Annotated in this window: 20 protein-coding genes; 19 read left to right on the top strand and 1 reads right to left on the bottom strand. The window is 50.1% G+C overall.

The annotated features are described in order from the left end of the window. Nucleotides 1-6 precede the first annotated feature (6 nt). Nucleotides 7-867, top strand: coding sequence for a carbohydrate ABC transporter permease (locus tag RSX24_RS15850; RefSeq protein ID WP_343261137.1), 861 nt, complete (start codon nt 7-9; stop codon nt 865-867). A 287-nt stretch (nt 868-1,154) separates the two neighbouring features. After that, nucleotides 1,155-1,628, top strand: coding sequence for a hypothetical protein (locus RSX24_RS15845; protein WP_343261136.1), 474 nt, complete (start codon nt 1,155-1,157; stop codon nt 1,626-1,628). A 252-nt stretch (nt 1,629-1,880) separates the two neighbouring features. Here the strand turns inward: RSX24_RS15845 and RSX24_RS15840 are convergent, their stop codons facing one another. Next, the gene (locus tag RSX24_RS15840) at nt 1,881-2,255 is read right to left on the bottom strand and encodes an iron-sulfur cluster biosynthesis family protein (RefSeq protein WP_236415675.1); all 375 of its coding nucleotides are present in this window, start codon (nt 2,253-2,255) and stop codon (nt 1,881-1,883) included. A 1,026-nt stretch (nt 2,256-3,281) separates the two neighbouring features. Between RSX24_RS15840 and RSX24_RS15835 the strand changes: the two genes are divergently transcribed. The 17 genes from RSX24_RS15835 (at nt 3,282) to RSX24_RS15755 (ending at nt 21,663) form a co-directional block, all read left to right on the top strand. Next, nucleotides 3,282-4,433, top strand: a complete 1,152-nt coding sequence (locus RSX24_RS15835) for a metallophosphoesterase family protein (protein ID WP_343261135.1) — start codon at nt 3,282-3,284, stop codon at nt 4,431-4,433. Nucleotides 4,434-4,536: 103 nt separating this feature from the next. Continuing rightward, nucleotides 4,537-5,565 carry a LacI family DNA-binding transcriptional regulator gene (locus RSX24_RS15830; protein ID WP_236415678.1) on the top strand — a complete coding sequence of 343 codons (1,029 nt, stop codon included), beginning with the start codon at nt 4,537-4,539 and terminating at the stop codon, nt 5,563-5,565. Between the two features lie 182 nt (nt 5,566-5,747). Beyond that, nucleotides 5,748-7,016, top strand: coding sequence for an ABC transporter substrate-binding protein (locus RSX24_RS15825; protein WP_343261134.1), 1,269 nt, complete (start codon nt 5,748-5,750; stop codon nt 7,014-7,016). A gap of 81 nt (nt 7,017-7,097) precedes the next feature. Beyond that, a complete protein-coding gene (locus tag RSX24_RS15820; protein WP_236415681.1) occupies nt 7,098-7,985 on the top strand; it encodes a carbohydrate ABC transporter permease in 888 nt (295 codons plus the stop codon). Beyond that, nucleotides 7,978-8,823 carry a carbohydrate ABC transporter permease gene (locus RSX24_RS15815; protein ID WP_343261133.1) on the top strand — a complete coding sequence of 282 codons (846 nt, stop codon included), beginning with the start codon at nt 7,978-7,980 and terminating at the stop codon, nt 8,821-8,823. Before RSX24_RS15820 ends, RSX24_RS15815 begins: the two co-directional genes overlap by 8 nt. 103 nt (nt 8,824-8,926) lie before the next feature. After that, nucleotides 8,927-10,420 carry a glycoside hydrolase family 30 protein gene (locus tag RSX24_RS15810; protein ID WP_343261132.1) on the top strand — a complete coding sequence of 498 codons (1,494 nt, stop codon included), beginning with the start codon at nt 8,927-8,929 and terminating at the stop codon, nt 10,418-10,420. Between the two features lie 104 nt (nt 10,421-10,524). Then, the gene (locus RSX24_RS15805; RefSeq protein ID WP_343261131.1) at nt 10,525-13,437 is read left to right on the top strand and encodes a beta-galactosidase; all 2,913 of its coding nucleotides are present in this window, start codon (nt 10,525-10,527) and stop codon (nt 13,435-13,437) included. A gap of 460 nt (nt 13,438-13,897) precedes the next feature. Further along, a complete protein-coding gene (locus tag RSX24_RS15800; protein ID WP_343261130.1) occupies nt 13,898-14,644 on the top strand; it encodes an SDR family NAD(P)-dependent oxidoreductase in 747 nt (248 codons plus the stop codon). Between the two features lie 160 nt (nt 14,645-14,804). Next, nucleotides 14,805-15,152, top strand: a complete 348-nt coding sequence (locus RSX24_RS15795; protein WP_343261129.1) for a winged helix-turn-helix transcriptional regulator — start codon at nt 14,805-14,807, stop codon at nt 15,150-15,152. A 235-nt stretch (nt 15,153-15,387) separates the two neighbouring features. Next, nucleotides 15,388-15,963: a TetR/AcrR family transcriptional regulator gene (locus tag RSX24_RS15790; protein WP_236415692.1), complete on the top strand. Its 576-nt coding sequence runs from the start codon at nt 15,388-15,390 to the stop codon at nt 15,961-15,963. A gap of 337 nt (nt 15,964-16,300) precedes the next feature. Further along, the gene (locus RSX24_RS15785) at nt 16,301-17,152 is read left to right on the top strand and encodes an SDR family NAD(P)-dependent oxidoreductase (RefSeq protein ID WP_236415694.1); all 852 of its coding nucleotides are present in this window, start codon (nt 16,301-16,303) and stop codon (nt 17,150-17,152) included. A gap of 49 nt (nt 17,153-17,201) precedes the next feature. Continuing rightward, nucleotides 17,202-18,293, top strand: a complete 1,092-nt coding sequence (locus RSX24_RS15780; protein WP_343261128.1) for an FAD-dependent monooxygenase — start codon at nt 17,202-17,204, stop codon at nt 18,291-18,293. A gap of 117 nt (nt 18,294-18,410) precedes the next feature. Continuing rightward, entirely contained in the window at nt 18,411-18,734 is a 324-nt protein-coding gene (locus RSX24_RS15775) for a putative quinol monooxygenase (RefSeq protein ID WP_343261127.1), read from the top strand. Between the two features lie 95 nt (nt 18,735-18,829). Then, nucleotides 18,830-19,162, top strand: a complete 333-nt coding sequence (csaA, locus tag RSX24_RS15770) for a chaperone CsaA (protein ID WP_343261126.1) — start codon at nt 18,830-18,832, stop codon at nt 19,160-19,162. 248 nt (nt 19,163-19,410) lie between these two features. Then, nucleotides 19,411-20,040, top strand: coding sequence for an SDR family NAD(P)-dependent oxidoreductase (locus tag RSX24_RS15765; protein ID WP_343261125.1), 630 nt, complete (start codon nt 19,411-19,413; stop codon nt 20,038-20,040). 414 nt (nt 20,041-20,454) lie between these two features. Next, nucleotides 20,455-21,030: a GNAT family N-acetyltransferase gene (locus tag RSX24_RS15760; protein WP_343261124.1), complete on the top strand. Its 576-nt coding sequence runs from the start codon at nt 20,455-20,457 to the stop codon at nt 21,028-21,030. Between the two features lie 117 nt (nt 21,031-21,147). Further along, entirely contained in the window at nt 21,148-21,663 is a 516-nt protein-coding gene (locus RSX24_RS15755) for a nucleotidyltransferase domain-containing protein (protein WP_343261123.1), read from the top strand.

Below are 21,663 nucleotides of genomic sequence, written 5' to 3'. Positions count from 1 at the left end.
TCAAGGATGAGCAGATCCGCCGCATGGCCCAGGGCGATCACGAATGGACGCCGAAAGCATTTCGGAGCTGTGATCAGTTACGTGTTGCTTACGTTGGGGCTAGGATTGATGGTATTTCCGTTTCTGTGGATGATCTCGACTTCGTTCAAAACATTGGACGACATATACTCCCTAAGCCTGATTCCGCCCGAATTCACGTGGGCGCATTATGCAGCCATGTTTCGTGAAACGGCGTTTCCCCGGTGGATGCTGAACAGCCTGTACGTGGCGGTGATTGCTACGGCAAGCGTATGCGTGTTCGATACGATCACGGGATACATATTGGCCAAATTTTCGTTCCCGGGCAGGCAGGTGATCTTTGTGCTGATCCTTAGCACGCTGATGGTGCCCACCGAAATGCTCATTATCCCCTGGTATCTTGTCTCAAGCGGCCTGAACGGGATGGATACGTATTGGGGCATTCTGTTTCCGGGATTGATCACGGGATTCGGCATTTTCCTGATGAAACAGTTCATGGAGTCGTTGCCTACCGAGCTGTTGGATGCGGCGCGCATCGACGGCATGGGTGAATGGGGCATTATGCTGCGGATCGCCGTACCGCTCGTGAGACCCGCGCTGGCGACGCTGTCGATCCTGACGTTCCTCGGCAGCTGGAATTCGTTCATTTGGCCGCTGATCATCACGCAGAGCGAGGAGATGTTTACTATCCCGGTAGGCATGGCGTTTTTCTCCAGCGAAGCGAAGGACAGCAGCAACTGGGTACAGATCATGACGGGTGCCACGCTTTCTGTGCTGCCGTTGATCGTGTTGTTTCTTTTTTTCCAAAAGCAAATCATTCGCGGGATCGCAACAACCGGCCTTAAATAAAGCGGAGCTTGAGATAGATGGGGATCTTGTCCTTGATGCTTTTCTCGCTTCACGCCTTAAAGCTTGCAAATGGATTTTTTCTCCGAATTCATTGGTTTCGCGCCGAGATATTCAACAGGCTATAACCTCCTTTCGCCACTTCAATTATTCAGTGAAAGGAGGTTTTATCTTTTTTCTTAACGGAGACCAGCAGCAGATGGACAATAATCAGGCAACGAAACATTTACTGTTCAATTGACGTCCATTAGGAAAGGATTGTAAATTTAAATGGAGAAGGTGGGAATTGGATGCAGATAGGAAGAAAAGTGATCGTTTCTTTAGTCGCATGTCTCTTATTCATTCCTTCTGTGGTTTCAGCTAAGGAAGCACAATTGAAGGCACCTGCGGTCAAAACAGTGAAGGCAAAAAAAATATACCCTCCAATCGAGGGCGAAGGAGTGAAACAAAAGGCAGAGGGGGATGGGGCCATGGCTGGCGAAGTGATTCTCAAACCACTGCAAACCCTGATGGACGAACATAGACTCAATGAAACAGAAGAAAAGATTGAAGTGAATATTATGCTTAAATATGATCTCAACATATCCAAAAAACACTTTTTGAAAACGAAGTTCTCTGCGTTTAAGGACGCTATAACCGACCAGGAAGGATTCGGAGGATACAGTTTTTTTGCCGAGTTGACGATCAAGGAAATCGAGGAAGTCAGTACATGGGATGCGGTTTCTACCATTTCACTTCCATCAGACACGGTGTCCATCTATTAAATTATATTGTGAAGCCTTTATTACGCTAATTCATGGGATTATGCGAAGTATAAAGGCTTTCTTTATGCTTTTTCAGAAATATGACTTCTGGCTTGAGGTTTTCGGAATATCGCTTAAACTTTTTTCTCTTAGTAAAATAACCCCCTAGAATTCAACGGAATAACTAAGGGGTTTTACGAATGTCTATTCTTAGGTTGCACTTCACTTAGGGTGCTAGCTTTTTAACATATGAGCAGTTCCACGACGAGTACTTTATCGTACGAACCAACTGAGCGGCTGCGGCGAAGTGTCTGCGATGTCCCGAAGATCATGGACCTTGACATGATTGCCATATATCATGGAATCACTGCTCAATCGGAAGGAAGGGAAACTGTCTTCTGATTGCAGGCGAAGGCAAGACTCGAAATAGATCTTTTGCTGCTTGTTGATGATAAATGGCAGCTTTCCGGCTTCAATGTGAATATCATCCTCGTCCGGCTCGTTCACGATCAGGAGCACCGCAATCCCGTCACAACCGCATCCATCCGTGTCATAGAACAGCTTGAATGTTCCTGGCCGGTCCTCCAGCTTCGCACGCAGCCTGGATTCCGCCAATGGGCTGACCTGAATGATCATAACGTCGATCACACTCCTCTAATCCTCTTATGAATTCGCTTACAATCCAGTATATGGGCGTGTGCCGCCGCTTAGAATGAGAAAGTCATAGGGAGCTTGATGCAAAATATGAGCAGGTTGTTTGGGCTGCGGGGATGCGGAATGCCTTGGAGTACCGCCATTTAGGTGAGGGTGGCGCTGAGCTTATGTTGGAATCAGTGGAAAGATCCGTTTACAATGAGGGTGACATTGTTAATGATGTGCTGGATTAGCCTGGGGTGCCTCACGCTGCTTCATTTTTGGACAGATTGGCGGATTGGCACGGAAGCATAAGGCTGGGAGAGAATGTGTATGTGGATATGCATGTGTATGCGAATGGCAATGTGAAGGGTGAGATGCAAACGTTGCATATGGGATATGCGGCTAGTAAAAGAGACTGTCGAGGCCGCTGTGCTGATGATATCGGCTATTGATCTGTGTTTGCGCCCCTTTTGGAGTGCTTACATACGCAACGAGAAATTCTAACGAACATTGTACACCTTATCCTGCGGGAATCCCACACTTTGAAAATGTAACAAACCTGAGACACGTTAATATGCATAAAACGAGTCACAAACACGCGATTTAGCCCCAATAACGACGCTCAAGTTCGTTAGCGCTCAACCCCGCCGAAATGTGGCCAAATAAGACGTCTCGGGTTCGTTGCCCGCCGATGATGTCCGGGGCCCAACTTCGCTCTGATGTTGGGGTGGATAATCAAGGCCAAATACGGGAGCGCATCCGGAGTGGATGGAGAAATCGCAGATGGTGTGGCAAAATTGTCTAGTGATTTATGGAGAAGCGTGATTAGAGGAGAAGGACTATATATATGCAGGATGAGAGCAGCAGATGATGTTGGGCGGACTGCACTCTCTGTGTGATTATAAACATAACTAGTGATTCGACGAGCGAGTTGGATTACAAACAAGTGCGGGCTGAAACCAATTTACGCATGATTATACAACGTCGGTCAAGGCCCGCAGTCTAACCTGGCAGCGTCAAATCGAGGAGGTGAGTGACGTGAAAATCGTCAAACTGAATGCGGAGCCGATGGATGGGTTCGGGTTCGATTACCTGAATGCCGTTCCGGGCGGAGAGGTCGCGGCGGCCAGGCTGCCGATCTATCATGCGATCGTTTCCGGGCTGCCGGAGCATCTTGATGCTTTGTTGGTGGCTTCGGATTTGCAAGGCATCGTGCCCGTGAAAGTGTGCAGTGGAAATGAAAGACAGGTCACCGGTCGGGGGTTGAGCGACAACGGGGGGAGCCCTTGCGTACACAATATGGAGCAGGACGACGAATACACTAACGAAAACACCAACAAATACGCCAATGAACAAATTGGCGGCAACAGTGGTATAAAGGGTGGAACCGGGAGTTGCGTCAGCGGTCGTGATCCAAACGCTGCAAATTTGTATGCCTTTAATATGGGCGAAGACGGTGCACGGGATCAAACCGTCGACCGGCTGCTCGGCGAGCTGCTGCCGGAACACGCGAAGCTGCTGCTGGAAGTGTACTGGCCGCAGCTCGATCCGCGCCGCACGGGCGTATTGCTGTGCGGCGACCTCTATGCCCGGCGCGGCAAGCGCGGCGCCAGCGGCAATCCGCTTCCCGTATGGCTGGCCTTCCGGGAAGCGTTCGGCTGGGTTGCCGGCGTCGACGGCAACCACGATCTCACCGATGAGGCATCCGCTCATCGGTTGCACCGCGCCGAGGGCATCCATTACCTGGATGCCCCGGGCGTGGTCAGCGCGGGCCCCGTTCCGGACGGCCCCGCGCCAAGCCATGCGGGCCCCGTGCCGGGCAGGCCCGCACCCCGCGCCGCAGGCCAGCAGCGACCGCTGCGCATCGCTGGCCTCGGCGGCATCATCGGCCGGCCGGACAAGCCGAACCGGCTGCCGGAGAAGCAGTACCTGCAATCCCTGACCAAGCTGCTGAAGCAGCAGCCGGATTGCCTATTGCTGCACCAGAGCCCGGGCATTCCCGAACTCGGGTGCATGGGCGAACCGCTGATCCGGCAGGCGCTGGAGGCCGGGCCGGAGACGGTCGTTTTTTGCGGTCATACCCACTGGGAACAGCCGCTCGTCCAGCTGGACAACGGCACGCAAATTTTAAACGCCGATGGTCGGCTCTTTATTTTAACGAGGGAAGAAGCCGATAATGCAGGAAGATAAGGTCGTGGTATTTCGCCCGAATGCAAGGCTATGAAACCCATTTCATTGGCAATCCTTATCTGGTATGATTAGCAGGAAAACGAGAGAAAGAGAGAGGTTTGCCATGACGCCAATTACCATTTACGACATCGCCAAGGAAGCGAACGTATCCGTATCCACCGTCTCCCGCGTTCTGAACGACACGGCGCCCGTGCGCGCCAGCACCAGGGAGCGGATCATGTCGATCATCGAGAAACACCAGTTTCAGCCGAATGCGCAGGCAAGAAGCCTGATCAAGAAGGAAACGGGCACGATCGCGATCATTTTGCCGGACATCACCAACCCGTTTTTCCCCGAAGTGTTCTGGGGGGCAGAGAATGAAGCGAGAGGCCTGGGTTATACGTTTTTTCTATGCAATACGGCAGGGGACTATGGACGGGAATCCGAATACTTGTCTATTTTGCGCGAGAAACGGGTCGATGGCATCATGTTTCTCGGCGGGCGGATCAACCTCCAGAACTGCCCGGAGAACATGGCGCAGGAAATGATCGATATGGGCAAACGCATGCCCATCGTGCTGGTGAACGGAAATATTGCCAAGGGCGGCTTTCGCCGGGTATATACGGATGAGGGGGCAGGCGCGGTGCTGGCCGTGGAGCATTTGCTGGAGCTGGGCCACCGGGAAATCGCGTTTGTAGGCGGATCGCCCGAGACGTCGACCACGATGGTCAAAGTGAAGGCGGTGCAAAAAAAACTGCGCGAACACGGGCTCGAACTCCCGAAGGACCGCCAACTGCTGGGCAGCTTCTCCATCGATGACGGCAAACGGTTGATGAACGAGCTGCTGGAACGCGACAATCCGCCGACGGCGGTCATTTGCGTCAACGACAACACGGCCATCGGAGCGATCAAAGCCACGATCGAACACGGACTATCCATCCCTGGCGATATTTCGATTGTGGGTTTCGACAACACGCCGCTGGCGGGTGCGGTTATCCCCGAACTGACGACCGTTTCGCAAAATACGTACCAGCTCGGCAAGCTCGGCGTAGACGTGCTGCATGAGCTGATCAATCAGGGAAAGCCCAAAAAACAGACCGTGCTGCAGCCGGAGCTGATTGTTCGCCAGAGCACGGGACCTGCCCCTCGTTAAGAGGGGAACATGTTTTTTTTGGAAAAGAAAGCGTTGACATTTCTGCGAAGGGTGAAATATAATGGGTTCGTAAATGAAACCCCTTTCATAAAAATGGATCGGGTTTTAATTTCCGGCTTTATGAAACCCATTTCATGAAATGGGTTTCACCAAAACATTCAACTTTCTAGGGGGCGCACGGTATGAAAAGAAGCTTGAAGATCATTTCGTTATTAATGCTCACAATGGTATTCGCACTAACGGCTTGCAGCAAAGGCGACAGCGGTGCATCCGGCGGTTCCGGCGGCAAGGTGGATCTCAGCATGACGATTTGGGGTTCGGAAGATGAGAAAAAGATCTATCAGGAACGGCTCGATATTGTGAAACAGACGTATCCCGACATTAATGTGAAACTGAACGTGGTTGCCGGAGACTATGACCAGAAAGTACAGACGATGATCGCGGGCGGTACCGCACCGGACATCATGATGATTGCGGAGAACTACCAGGCCTATGCTTCCAAAAATCAGATCATTCCGCTCGACGAAATGCTGCAAGCGAACAATGTCAGCATCTCGGAACGTTATTCCGACGACATTGCCAACCTGATGAAATACGACGGCAAACAATATGGCCTGCCTGACCGTGCGGGCGCCATGGTGCTTTTCTATAACAAGGATTTGTTCGACAAGGCGGGCGTGGAGTATCCGACCAAAGACTGGACCCAGGAAGACCTGCTTGCGGCAGCCCAGAAGCTGACCGTGAAGGAGAACGGCAAAACGGTGCAATGGGGCTACTATCCAGGCAGCTGGTGGCCGCAGTGGATGCAGCTGATCTACCAGAACGGCGGTTCGCTGTTCGACGAGGGCGGCAAACCGACGTTCAACACCGAGCCTGTCCGCAAAGCGCTGCAATTTTTGAATGACCTGACTTTCAAATACGGAGCGTCCCCGACACCGACCGAAATCGCCGACATGGGCAACATCGGTGCCGATCCGCTGTTCGCGCAAGGCAAGATTGCGATGGAAACGACAGGTTTCTGGAACATCGGCTCCTTGGCCAAGGTCGAAGGCATCAACTGGGACATTTCCCCGATCTGGGGCGAAACGAATGCATTCTTTAACGGCTTCACGATCACGAACGCTTCCAAGCATAAAGAAGAAGCATTCAAAATCATCGCGGCGCTGACGACGCCGGAGGCACAGATGCCGATGATCAAGGCGGGACAGGATGCGCCGGCAACGAAGGCCGGGCTGGAAAGCGACGAATTCCTGAATGCCGAGTATGGCGGCAAAAAGATCAACATGGCGGCCTTCAAGGAATCCACGATCTATGCCGAACCGTTCAACCCGCAGTGGAACGAAATGATGAAACTGATCAACGACAAACTCGGCGTGTACTTTAACGATAAAGCTTCCCTGGATGAGACGGTTACCGAAATCCAGAGCGGACTGGAAAGACTCTATAAATAGTATGGGCAGGGGAACGGATGGAAACGGGGCGCAGACGATCGGCGCTCTCCATCCGCTCCCGACGTCATGGGAGGGCTTAACGTGAGAAAAAAGGACGGGAAATGGTTTTATCTCTTTATCTCGCCTTGGCTGATCGGATTCCTTGGGCTGACGCTGGGACCGATCCTGTTTTCCATCTATATGAGCTTCACCAACTGGGACTTGTTCCAGTCCCCGGAGTTCATCGGTTTCGATAATTACCAAACGCTGCTGACCGATGACCCGCTGTTCTGGAAGTCGCTGGGCAACACGTTTTTCTACGCTCTGATCTCCATTCCGCTGGGCATGTCCATCTCGCTGTGGATCGCGTATTACCTGAACAAAAAGATCAAGGGCATCACCTTTTTCCGCATCTTGTTCTATCTGCCATCGGTCGTGCCGGTCGTCGCGAGTTCGCTGCTGTTCATTCATCTCCTGGCACCGACGGAAGGGCTCATCAACAAAGCGCTGGCCGTGTTCGGCATTCAGGGCCCTTCCTGGCTGCTCGACCCGAATTGGGTCAAACCGGCGCTCATCCTGATGTCACTCTGGGGCGTTGGCGGCGGAGTCGTCCTGCTGCTGGCCGGGATGAAAGGCATACCGCAGGAGCTGTACGAGGCGGCGGCCATCGACGGGGCGAAAAACACGCAGTCCTTTTTCCACATTACGTTTCCGATGCTCACACCCGTCATCTTTTTCAATCTGGTGACAGGCATCATCGGTGCGCTTCAAACCTTTGCGCAGGTGTTCATCGTGACCTCGGGAGGACCGGATAACGCGAGCCAGATGGTTGTGCCGTATTTGTTCCAGAACGCCTTCCAGTTCTACAAGATGGGATATGCTTCGGCCATTGCCTGGGTGCTGTTCATCGTCATTCTGGCCTTGACCCTGATCGTGTTCCGTTCATCGGCGCTATGGGTGCACTACGAGGAGGGAAAAGCCAATGAGTAATCCATCCAAGGCGGAGAAGGTCATCTCCTACATTTTTCTGATTCTGGTCGGCGTGCTGCTCGCTTCGCCCTTCGTGTACATGATCTCCATCTCGCTGGCCAGCGAGTCGACGACGGTCAAATCGGCGTTTACCTTCGTTCCGACGGAGTTTGAGTGGTCCAACTTTTATACGATCTTCACGAATAACAATTTGGGCACGTATCTGAAAAATTCGATCATCATCACCGTCTTCACCATTATCGGATCGGTGTTGTCCGCATCGGTTGTGTCTTACGGCTTTGCAAGGATCAAGGCGAAAGGAAGCCGCTTCCTGTTCGTTGTGCTGCTGAGCACGATGATGATTCCGGGCGAGGTTACGATGGTGCCGCAGTTCATCATCTTCCGTCATCTGGAATGGATCAATACGTTCTATCCGCTGATCGTGCCGAGCTTTTTTGCCGGAGCATTCAACGTATTCCTGATCCGCCAATTCGTCATGAGCATTCCGAAGTCGCTGGACGAAGCGGCGATGATCGACGGCATGGGCCATCCGGGCATCTATTGGAAAATCATCATGCCGCTGACGTATCCGATCCTGGCGGCGATTGCGATTTTCTCGTTTTCGTGGAACTGGGGGAACTTCATGGGGCCGCTCATTTATATCAATGATCCCGAAAAAATGCCTCTGGCCCTCGGCGTTCAGCTCCTGACGACCGTAGGCGGAGGGCAAATGCCGCCGTGGAACCTGGTCATGGTTGCTTCCCTGTTCCTGACGATTCCGATGGTGCTGGTGTATTTGCTCGGCCAGCGGTATGTCTATGAAGCGAACATCAGCGGAGGCAGCAGCGGCATCAAGTAACGCAGGGGTGCAGCAAATACGACAGCAAAGAACCCAACGTGAATCACATGCATGCCCGGACAGGGGTATGGAATAAACGTAAATGGGAAGGGCTGTGCGAACGATGGCGAACGACAAGCAACGCAGCGGCAAACGAAAATCCGGTTATATTGCGGCAGGCATCGCCCTGATCGCGTTACTGGCAGGAGGAGGAATACTGATGAGCCAAATGAATGCATCCCGAACGCTGACTTTTGAGGGGGAGCCGGTTCGCCTGAACATGGAGCAGTCCTATGACCATTTTGAAGGCTGGGGCACGTCCCTGGCCTGGTGGGCCAACGATCTGGGTGAATGGAAGGATCAGGCGAAGCTGAATGAAGTAATGGACCTTGTGTTTGATCCGGCCAAAGGGCTGGGGCTGAACATTGTGCGGTACAACATCGGCGGCGAGGAAAATCCTGAAATGAAAGCGCTTCGTCCCGGCGGCGACGTTCCGGGGTACCAGCCCGAACCGGGCGTATGGGACTGGGAAGCGGATGCCGGACAGCGGAAAGTTTTGCAGGGCTCGATCGAACGCGGCGTCAACATCACCGAGGCCTTTTCCAATTCTCCGCCGTACTGGATGACCATCAGCGGATCGGTTACGGGAGCCGAGGACGGGAGCAACAACCTGAAGGAAGACCAATACGATGCCTTTGCCGATTATTTGACAGAGGTCGTGAAGCATTTCCGCGACGAATGGGGCATCACGTTCCGCACGCTTGATCCGCTCAACGAGCCTTCCTCCGATTGGTGGAAGAAGGGCAATATGCAGGAAGGCAGCCATTTCAGCGTCGACAAACAGATGGTAATCATCAAAAAGGTCGCAGCCTCGTTAAAAAGCAAAGGCTTGGACGGCACGGTCGTGAGCGCGGCGGACGACAACAGCATTGACGAAACGGTGGCCAACTTCAGCGTCTACGACCAAGACACGCTGGATGCGGTGGCGCAGATCAACACCCATTCCTATAATGGAAGCAAAATGGAAGAGCTGCGCGCGCTGGCGGAGAAACACGGGAAAAAACTGTGGATGTCCGAGTACGGCACAGGCGGCAGCGAGCCCCACAGCCATGAAGATATGGTTTCGGTGCAGGAACTGGCCGAGCGGATCATGTTTGACCTGAAAATCATGCAGCCGTCCGCATGGGTATATTGGCAGGCCGTGGAGGACGAAGGCGCAAACAACAATTGGGGTTTCATTCATGCCAATTTCAATGGGGAAGAACATTACGAAATGACGAAACAGTATTACGGCATGGTGCAATTCACCAAATTCATCCGTCCAGGAGCCATCATCATTCCGACGGATGAAGGGCGGACGCTTGCCGCGTATGATCAAGACGCCCATCGGCTGGTGCTGGTCATCCGCAACGAAATGTCGGCCGGAACGAAGGAATTTTCGCTCGAACCGTTTGAGCTTACAGAGGCTGATACCGCTCAAGTGTATCAAACCTCGCCGGAGCACAACATGGAGCAGCTGCAGGACATACCGGTGTATGCTAATGGGCTGAAGGTAGAGATTGGCGACAATTCGATCACAACCGTTGTGCTGGAAGGCGTCGACTTGAAATCGCAGTAGAATGAGAATGGCTGGACTGAATTTGCAGAGGGCTATAACTAGATTCAGTGCTTTGACGTTATGACATATGAAATGACATGTTGAATAGAGAGAGGGTGCGACTAATGGCGCAACATCCAACGTTTATACAAGGGCAACAGACCGAACTGAACCAACATGCTTTGGAACTGACTTATGACCGGCAAAGTTTTTGGCTGAATGGAGAGAGGATCTTTCTGAACAGCGCGACGATTCATTATTTTCGCATGCCGAAAGAAGAATGGCGCGATGTGCTGCTGAAAGCCAAACTGGCGGGCATGAACTGCATTGACACATATTTTGCCTGGAATGTGCACGAACCGGAGGAAGGGCAATGGGACTTCGAAGGCGACCGCGATTGCGGCGCCTTTCTGGACCTTTGCGCAGAGCTCGGCATGTGGGTGATTGCGCGGCCGGGGCCGTTCATTTGTGCGGAATGGGATTTCGGCGGATTTCCGTACTGGCTGGGAACGAAACCGGATATCGCCTTCCGGGAGAACAACGATGTCTACCTGCACTATGTGGATGCATATTTTGACCGGATCATACCGATCATCCGCGACCGCCAGCTGTCCGCCGGCGGCCCCGTCATTCTGGTTCAAGTGGAGAACGAGTATGGTTACCTGAAGGGCGACGATGCGGCAAGCGCCCATATGGACCGTCTTCGCGACGCGCTGCTGCAGCGCGGCATCGACGTTCCGCTGATTACCTGCGTGGGTGGGGCGGAAGGCACCATTGAAGGGGCCAACTTCTGGTCGGGAGCCGATGGTCATTATGCCAAACTGCGGGCCAAACAGCCGGATACGCCGAAAATGGTGACGGAATTTTGGACGGGATGGTTCGAACATTGGGGCGGAGCTTCCGCCATTCAGAAGACGGCGCCTTTGCTTGAAAAACGCATCATGGAGATTTTGCGCGCTGGATATACAGGGATCAGCTATTACATGTTTTACGGCGGTACCAACTTTGGCGGTTATGGCGGCCGGACGGTGGGCAGCAGCGACATTTTCATGATTACGTCCTACGATTACGATGCGCCGCTGAACGAATACGGACGCGGGACGGCCAAGTATGATGTCACCAAAAGATGGTCGTATTTCGTGAATGCCTTCGACAGCGTGCTGCTGCAAGCCGAAGAAATTCCGGAGGAACAGCTGCAGGTCCGTCACGGTTCCGGCATTTCCGTACGCGGTAGGGCAGCGGGCGACCAACGTATTTTGTTTGTCGAGAGTCACAAGGAGGAACGGGAGACGGTGCAGGTCACGCTGGAAGATGGCCGCACGTTGCCGATATCGCTGCATCCGGGGCAGATCATGCCGCTGCTCGACCGCATGCACATTACCGATGATGTGCATCTGACCGGTGGCACATTCATTGCGGGCAACGAGCAAGTGGGCGGTGAGCTGACGCTGTTCGTTGCTGCTGACACAGGCCAGCGGTCCATCGTGGAGCTTGAGGCACCTTCGCTTCGCGTGCTGGACAGCACTATGGCTGCGTTGTACACGCATGATGCGGCAAAGGGAGCCTACCGCTTCGATCTGGCCCATTTCCGCGAACCGGGCGTGATCCGGCTGCAGTGCGGAAATACGTGCCTCCGGTTGATCGTGCTGGATATGGAGACGATGAACCGTACTTGGCGATTGGAGGGTGAGGCTTCAGGGGATGTCGTACGGTACGCGATTGGATTCGACGATGTACGGGTTCTGCCTTCCGGGCAGGTTCAAGGCATGCTGGCCGATGCGGATCGCACCATTCTGCTGCTCGGAGGCTGGGAGAACGGCGAGCGTTCTCTGAACGGACATGAGCTTTGCAATGCGTCGTCGGCGCAGCGAGCCGGGGCTTTACCTGTGCCGCCTAAGCTGTCGGCTCCAGAGGTATCGTTGGTCGAACTGTCGGCGGAATATGCTTCCCGCACCGGGCAACCGGAGGCGTTTTCGGATTATGGGCAGGATTTTGGATATCTGCTCTACGAGTGCGAATTTCAACGTGAAACGGCTGATGATGCCGTTCATCTGATCATGACGGGCGTGCAGGATAGCGCCAGAATTTACGTGAACGGCGTGGAGCAGGCGCTGGTGCGTCAGGTCGGCGCGGCTGCCGTGCCGATTCGCACGGTCAGTGGTCATAACAAGCTGCAAGTTCTCGTGCAGCAGATGGGCCGGCTTAATTTTTCTCCGTATCTGGGCGAATCCAAAGGGTTGTTCGGGCCGGTGGCTGCGGGAGGTGCCGTGCAGGATATCCGCCGCGATTGGCAGACGGAGCAGGGCACGATCCATTTGGATGAAGTCCATCCCGATGCGGAATCTTCGGTCATCCGTCGCAGTTTTGTGCTGGAAGAGGGCATGGATCGGGCCATCCTGGTCGGTGCAGTGAGCAAAGGGATTCGTATGAATGGCGTGGAAGTACCGATGGATGGATACCATGACTGGTTTGCTTTCACCACGTTGGATCTGTCGCCATACGTGAAGCAAGGAACGAATGCGCTGGAAATGCCGTATCGGGCATCGCCGCTTGCCCGGCTGGAGCTCATCCTTTACCGCAGCACCGACGAGTTGTCCGGGTGGAAGATGGCCGGCAGCGATCAGCTGCTGCCGCGCTCATGGCAGCCGTATGCAGCAGAGGGTTCATCTGCGGACGGGCGGGACCGTTCCATGCAGAAAGAACGTTCGTCTGCTTTGACTGGCCATCCTTTGGCCAAAGCTGCCTATGGTCGGCCTGTTTGGTACCGTTTCAGCTTCCAAAAACCAGATGTACCGGAGCCGTACCATGCCAACCTGATGGTCCGACTGACCGGCATGAGCAAAGGCGCAGTGGTCCTGAATGGCCATGATCTGGGCCGCTACTGGCAGATCGGGCCGCAGGAGGACTACAAAATTCCGATGGCCTGGTTGAAGGAGGAGAACGAGCTGCTGCTGTTCGATGAGGAAGGCGCTTCGCCGGAACGGGTACGCTTATTGTACGATGCGCCATCGCGTTATCCATGGGTGCAGGTGGAGTAATCGGTACATTTGGATAGAGCCGGGGCAGAATGACTAATTGCGGGTAAGCATTTTCTTGTAATATCGAAGATGAGAACATTGAAAGTCGCTATTTTAGCGGCTTTTTTATATATTCTCATTCCAAGTTTGTGTCCCGAGCCAAGGACAAGACCTTGTACCGATTAGGCATATGTCTAACGGGTAATCGCCAGTTAATTCATTAAGCTAACAAGCTAACGGGCAGGATAGTTCAAATACGTGGTATCATGTGGTGAGTAATTAATGGAGCTCACTTCCATCTGTTAGGCTGTAAAAACAAACGCTTGTGCCGCCTCAATTATCACTTTTTGGTGACTATATCACTAAAAAGTGGGTACTGTTTTTCTTGTAACTTTTCCCCCATACTATCGTTCATAGGAGGTTCATGAGGCAGACAGAGCATCCTACACCATATAAATCATTATAAAAGGAGTGTAATAGAATGGGGAAATTTGACGGGAAGGTAGCAGTTGTAACCGGAGGTACAAACGGCATCGGTCTCGCGTCGGCACAACAGTTTGTAAAAGAAGGGGCTTACGTTTTTATCACGGGACGCAGACAACGTGAACTGGATGAAGCAGTAAAGCAGATCGGAAAGAATGTTACAGGTGTCCGAGGTGACATATCTAAATCGGAAGATCTAGATATATTATTCGAAACAGTTAAGCGAGAAAAGGGACACTTGGACATTCTCTTTGCAAATGCCGGATTAGGGTCATTCCTTCCATTAGGAGAAATTACAGAAGCACAATACTACAAGACTTTCGATGTCAACGTGAAAGGAACCATCTTTACAGTACAAAAAGCATTAGCTTTGTTTCCAAATAAAAGAGGTTCGATTATTCTAACGGGATCCACTGCTGGCTCGACGGGGATGCCAGCGTTTAGTATCTATGGTGCATCCAAGGCAGCGATCAGACAGCTCGTCCGCAGCTGGATTCTTGATATGAGAGGGACCGAAATTCGTATAAACATCCTTAGTCCGGGAACCATCGTAACGCCGGCGTACGATGAGTTATTTGGCTCTGAACTGGATCATATCCTGGAACAGGCAAAAAATGATATTCCGCTCGGCAGAGTGGGGCAGGTTGAAGAGATCTCCAATGCTGTCATGTTCCTGGCCTCTAATGAAAGCAGCTATATGAACGGCGTTGAATTATTCGTAGATGGCGGAGTAGCTCAAGTTTAACCAGGACATAATCATTTTCAAACGACAAAGATTTTTAAATCAACTTAAATGCGATTGTATTATCCCCTCCATGTAACGTTCAATTTTTCCTTCAGTAATCCTTGAAGGATCAAGCGATACATGAAGGGGATATTCTTAGGTAGGGAGATGGTGCATTGATATGAAAACATTTTTCTGTGAACTGGAAATTACACTAGAGGTTATCGGAGGAAAGTGGAAGGGGCTTGTTCTGTACTATTTAATAAAAGGACCTAAACGGACGGGAGAGCTTAAGCGACTCGTTCATAATATATCGCAAAAGATGCTGATTCAAACTCTTCGGGAACTGGAAACAGACGGATTAATTCGCAGAAGGATGTACAATCAGGTACCGCCTAAGGTCGAATATTCAACGACGGAACTGGGTCAATCACTTGAACCCATTTTGAGATCGCTTTGTGATTGGGGGGGGAATTACGCAGAGCAATCCTTCGCTCCGGGCGAGATTGAGATTTTGTATCTGGATTAACTGTTGGGGGACAAGAGCATAGTCCCATTTGAAGTCGCTATTTTAGCGGCTTTTTTTGTTTTATCGGTACAAGTTCTTGTCCCGAACCCAAGACAAGAACTTGTACCGATTGCCGTAAAGGACAAGAACATAATCCGATTCGATTTGAATATCTGGTCACCAATACAGGAATTATGATCACAAGTGTACAACCTTCCTAATGGACATTCGTATATAGCACTGCTATAATAGAAGTATGAACACATATGACAAAATATTGGCAGCTGCTCTTAAGGTACTCGAAGAGGAGGGCGGAGCCCAATTTTCGACGCGAGCCGTAACTGCGATCGCGCAGGTTACAGCACCTACCCTCTACCACCATTTCGGCAATGCCGATGGACTTCTGAGTGCAGCTATAGTGGAAGCGTTCAAACAGTTATTTGAAAGCAAGATTGCCGCGGTGGAGTCGACCATTCCAGAGATGGCTCTTCGTCAAGGATGGGATGACTATGTCCGCTTCGCGGCAGCCCGTCCTCGGATTTATGCGGCGATGATGGGGCGGTTGCTCGAGGGAGCCCATATCGAGGCGGCAGATCAGTCGTACCAAGCATTGGTGCAAAATGTTCAGAGAGTCGCCGACGAAGGCAAACTGGCTGTGTCCGCTCAGGCTGCGGCAGATCTGGTCTGGGCTTCTGCGAATACGGCCTCTTGGCTGTATGTGACGGCCCAGGTTCGTAAGACACCCCCACCCCAGCCAGACGTCGTTGATCTCATTCGGGAAAGCGTAATGCAGATCATTTTGATCCAGAGGCCGGAAGCCGATTCAAAATGAGGAATTCGATGACAGAGCCTGGCGACCCCAGGCAAAGCCCTAATTTAGAGACGCATAAAAAAGATCGCGTATCCAACCTGGACCTCCAGGAGGATGGCGATCTTTTTTATGTTTGGAGGATGCGAGCATTCGTTCTCTTGGATTCCTGTTGCGTGACGGTGAAATGTGGTACGCGGAATGCATTACCAACGCCCGTCAAAGCAATGTTCAGACCACAGAACGATACTTCGAAAAAAAATATAGCACCGCTATAGACGGTTTTGTATAGCGGTGCTATAATATCCGTATAACAGTGCTATACCGTGGTCCACATCTTATCAAACTCAGGAGGGTTACTATGCCATCTAAAACTCAAGAGCTGGTCGTCGTCACAGGTACGTCCAGCGGTATCGGCAGGGCTACTGCGGAGCAGCTCGCCGCTGAAGGATTTCATGTTTTGGCGGGGGTTCGTCGTCAGGAAGACGCCGACAAAATCAAACGCAAAAATATCGAACCGGTGATCGTCGATGTTACCAATATCAACACACTACAGGCGCTGGCCGAACGGGTGGAGCAAGATCCGCTTGGTCGCCCTTTGCGGGCCGTGGTCAACAATGCCGGCATCGCCGTTAATGCCCCTCTCGAGATGGTTCCGCTGGATGAATTTCGCCGCCAGATCGAAGTCAGCGTGATCGGACAGGTCGCGGTTATTCAGGCACTTACCCCGGCCTTGCTGAACAGCGGCGGGCGAGTAGTCAATATCGGTTCGCTTGGGGGCAAGGTTTCCATGCCCGGGTTCGGAATTTATTCGGCTGCAAAGTATGCTATGGAAGCGATCAATGACAGTCTCCGCAGGGAGATGTTCTCGTTTGGCCTCAAGGTCATCATGATCACTCCGGGTGGCGTCAGCACGGGCCTGTCGGAGCAAGGGATTACGACAGCGGAGCGACTGGCGAAATTGATGACGCCGGATCAGCACCGGCGCCATGATCGTCTTTTTGATGCCGTGAAGGCTCAGGCTGAAACGTGGGCCACGGACGGTATCCGCCCCGAGAAAGTGGCAGCAGTGGTTTCACGAGCCATCCACGTAAGTAAGCCACGCACCCGCTATACGGTCGGCCGCGATTCGGCACTGCTGACCCGACTGGTCCGTATTCTCCCGGACAAACTCCTCGATCGGATGCTCCGCAGCCAGATGAAGCTGCAGTAACGGATGGATATTTTTACGAATGCCCCATTACAAAACAGGAGAATGAATCATGTCACAACAACAGGTTGAACATGCCATTATTGTAGGTGGATCTTTAGGTGGTCTAATGATGGGGCTTGCGTTATCCCGTTCTGGTTATACAGTGACTATTCTTGAACGTGCAGATTCATCATTAAGAAATGGTGCTTTTATTCGCTTGCACACAAAGCCTTATCATAATAGTGAAATTGAACGAGAATTAAGACACTTGGCATCCAATGGTAACAACAATGTTGAAGCCTGGTCAGCCATTCAAGAACGTTTGCGCAACGCGGTCGCTAAAGAACCTGGTATTACCCTTCAGCACCATACACGAATTGTTAGTGTTGGGCAAAATGAATCATCCGCTTGGGCGATCAGTGAAGAGGAGCATACGTTTAAAGGAGACTTCTTGATTGGTGCAGATGGATATCGCAGTATTGTCCGCCGTTATTTAAGCCCTGACAAACCATTTGCAGATTATGCCGGCTATCTGGCTTGGGTAGGGAAAGTGGATGAAAATTTGCTGCCAAAAACAGACTGGAAAAAACGGCAGCTTTCGAGCGCTTATTTCAGCGATAGTGCCGCCGGTAAATTGACAACTGCGGTAATGCCAGGGAAAGAGGGGGGAACCCATCCCGGCCAGCGATGGATAGGTTTTTGCTGGTTTGATCATTCGCATAATCCATTGCTGTCTGAATTAGGAGTGTTAAAGGACGGAATTGCCCAGCATTCTTTGTACGGTGAAGCTGTTCCGGATTCGCTGCTGAAAGAACTATCACAAACCAGCCAAGCCAACTGGAGTAAAGAAGAGGATGCCATTTTACAAATCGCGATTAAGGACCGCAGTTTAATCGGGGCACCTGTAAATGAATACTTCCCTAATATATTGTCAAAAGGAAGAATAGCCATGATCGGCGATGCAGCTCATACCATGTCGCCAATGACGGGCGCAGGCTTTAATGACTCACTTGATGATACGGTTGCCATAATGGATGCCATTAAAAAGTATCCGAATTCGATAATAAATGCTTTGAGTGAATACCAAACATGCCGTTTAGATATAGTTCGTCGAGATGTTCTTGCGGGCCAAGGCTTTAATCGTACTTTTGGACGCCTATAACAGCGTTAAGCTAAGCCATAGATACATTGGAATTTTAAGCATAAACCGGGAATTTGCCCATATGAGAAGATGCTAAAGCCAAAATACGAAGTATTTATAAATTGAGGAGGAATTAGCATGAACGATACAAAGAACCGTTACGTTACTGTACTCTGGGAGGCGAGAGCTAAGGCAGGGAGAGAAGCAGAGATGGAGGCATTTATGACTGCTGCTGTCACTCCGTCGCGCAACGACCTGGGCAACATTGACTACGAGGCTCACGAGGTAGAAGGCCAGCCCGGTACATTCATCATCTACGAGCGCTGGGAAAACCGGGATGCTCTCGATCGGCACCTGAACGCCCCGCGGATGCAGGAACTGGTGCCCCAGCTCTTAGAACTGATGGAGGGATCTATTGAGGAAGGGATTCGACTCCTGAAGCCGTTCCGCCCAGCGCAATAAAATGCAACACCGAGCGGAACTCATTAAGTTCTGTCCGTAAAGCGTGAGAGATATTTTCGTGAGCGCTTAAAGACTTTAGTGGAGGAGGCAAAACGTTGGCAACGATCGATGATTTTGCAGCACTAGATATTCGTGTCGGAACGATTAAGGAAGCGGAGTTTTTTGAAGAAGCAAAGGTCCCTGCGATAAAGCTTAAGATTGATTTTGGACCGGAGATCGGGACGAAATCTTCAAGTGCACAAATAACTAAGCGTTATAAGGTTGAGGAAATTGTAGGGAAGCAAATTATAGGAATCGTCAATTTTCCTCCTCGGCGCATTGCGGGATTCAAATCGGAGGTATTAGTTTTGGGAGGAGTCCCGGAAAAAGGAGATGTTATTCTCTTAAAGCCGGATACTGAAATGCCTAATGGTACGCCTATTTCGTAAAAATAAGGATCTACCTAAATTGGGCGATGTAATTAGTTGTAAAGCTGATTATTTAGCTGAGTACGGGGCCATTGTAAAGTTTGGGAATAGGGATGCTGGTATGATCCATATCTTTAAGCTCTCAAACACTTCATTGATGCAAATTCAGATCGCACAGCGTATCGCTTCGAAACATTGTTTTCATCAAGGAATAATGCTTGGAAATAAAGGAATTTAAACTTTAAAAGCGTTAGCTTTAGGAGATAAACATGGATCTTAAATTAGCCAACAAAGTAGCTGTCGTTACCGGAGCAAGTAAAGGAATTGGACTCGCTATCGTTCGAAAATTTATCGAGGAAGGGGCAAGTGTCGTCGCGGTAAGTCGGACTTTAACGGAGGAATTGGCTGATCTTGTTGAACATAAATCAGTCAAACATCTACCTATTGATGTCAATATGGAACGCAATACAGTTGAACTTTCTATCCTAAATAACAATGAGGGTGCAATTGTAAATATCTCTTCAGTAAATGCACGGATGCCCGAATTGCTATTGCCTATATATGGCACCACCAAAGCGGCACTTAATAATTTGACGAAAATGCTGGCTGGTGAGTTTGGACCTCGTAATATTAGAGTTAATTCGATCTCACCTGGACCGGTAGTAACACCTTTGTGGCAAGACCCTGACAACGGAATGGCCAAAACAATCGGTTCAGTTGCAGCGATGGATTCAGAAAAAGTTTTTGAAGAGCTACCTAAAATGGCTGGTATAACATTGGGGAAATTTGCAGAAGCCGGAGATATTGCGAACCTTACAGTTTTCCTTGCTTCGGAGCGAGCTTCAATGATTACCGGAGCGGATTATGTTATTGATGGGAATATGATTAAAACGATTTAAACCGCAATGGTTCGATAAATTAAATTTGAACTTCTAAACGGGGCTCTTTATTTACTGATATCTTAATATGTTCTCTCCTTACTATAGAGTTCGATAATTCATTAGCTCAATAAAACAACAAAGCAGCTGATCAAAATGATCGGCTGCTTTTGTTCAACGAACGGGCAGGTTAGGGCAATAAATAATACTCATGATTAAGTTCTGAAATTTTCTTATTCCAATTTCACAATAAATATAAATGGTAAGAATTACATGATATCATTGGTATTATAGTATTATGTTACTAATCTAGAACGAAGGAGATGATTCGTATGAAATATGTAACAAAGGTGATTGAAAAGTAGTTTGTTTGCCTTTGACTCTTTTCAATCGGAATCAATAAACCAAATTATTTGAAAAGAGGAACATACTTATATGTACCATGATGAGAATTTGTTAATTCGGCCAATTGAACATACTGATCTTTATCGTATTTGGGAATTAGTGTATAAGGATGATAAACCTGAGTGGAAAAGATGGGATGCTCCTTATTATCCGCATCACTCTAAAACGTATGAAGAATTTTTACCTATCGGTGAAAGCTGGATCAACCAACCAAACCTTTGGGTAATCGAAGTAGATCGAATTGTACGAGGTATGGTTTCTTATTATTGGGAACATGAGCCTTCGAAATGGCTTGAAATGGGAATTGTATTTCATGAGAGCAGTTCATGGGGGAAAGGAAATGGAACACGTGCATTAAAATTATGGATGGATCATTTATTTAATACAATGCCGCTAGTTCGTGTAGGTTTTACTACATGGTCAGGTAATGAAAGAATGATTCGAGTTGGTGAAAAACTAGGGATGCAAAATGAAGCGCGAATTCGAAAGGTTCGTTTCTACAATGGAAGTTATTATGATTCCATTCGAATGGGAATTTTAAGAGAAGAATGGGTAACGATTCATTCTGCTAACGGGGCAAGTTCGCTGAATGATGACTCGGTTTAACATTTGTAGTAAAGCTAAGTTTTTTGATATTACAGTGGTTTGGCAGCTAAGGGGACATCTTTTTCTTACTCTAAGCTTATGATTTTGCGGTAGGCACTTCCATAGCCCCGACTGAGAATGAACTTCGGGAACGATAATGTTGTAACAGAGCAACCCAGTGCAATTTGTGCAACTATTGAATGCAGATTCTGGTTGCGCGGTGGATGGGCAATCGATTTTTTACTCGGAAAGGTTACCCGTCCACATGACGATATAGACTTGGTAACATGGATACAGCACAGAGAGCAGCTAGAGCTTGCTCTTGTCGAAGCTGGTTATGAACAGATTTCTGTGAGAGAGCAGTTTCGCGGGAGACAGTCTGATTTTAGCAAAGATGGCGTAGATATTACATTTGGCTATATAACGAATACCCATGATGGAAGTATTATTATGAATGGCTTACCAGAGTGGGTATGGCGACAGGACTCGTTGTTATCAAAAAGCTTTATGTTAAACGGAATATCAGCCCATGTCTTACACCCGAGGCAACTTTTAGAGGAAAAGGAGGTTTACGAACAAAACGGTAGAGTACCTCGACCCAAGGATGAAGATAGCAAAAATATATTGTATCGTATAATAGCAGAGTTAAATTAG

Origin of the sequence: Paenibacillus hubeiensis, from assembly GCF_032334105.1 — a bacterium.
In the GTDB taxonomy this organism is placed as follows: Bacteria; Bacillota; Bacilli; order Paenibacillales; family Paenibacillaceae; genus Paenibacillus; species Paenibacillus hubeiensis.
The sequence above is the reverse complement of the archived record's forward strand: the minus strand, read 5'-3'. Positions and strand labels throughout refer to the sequence as shown.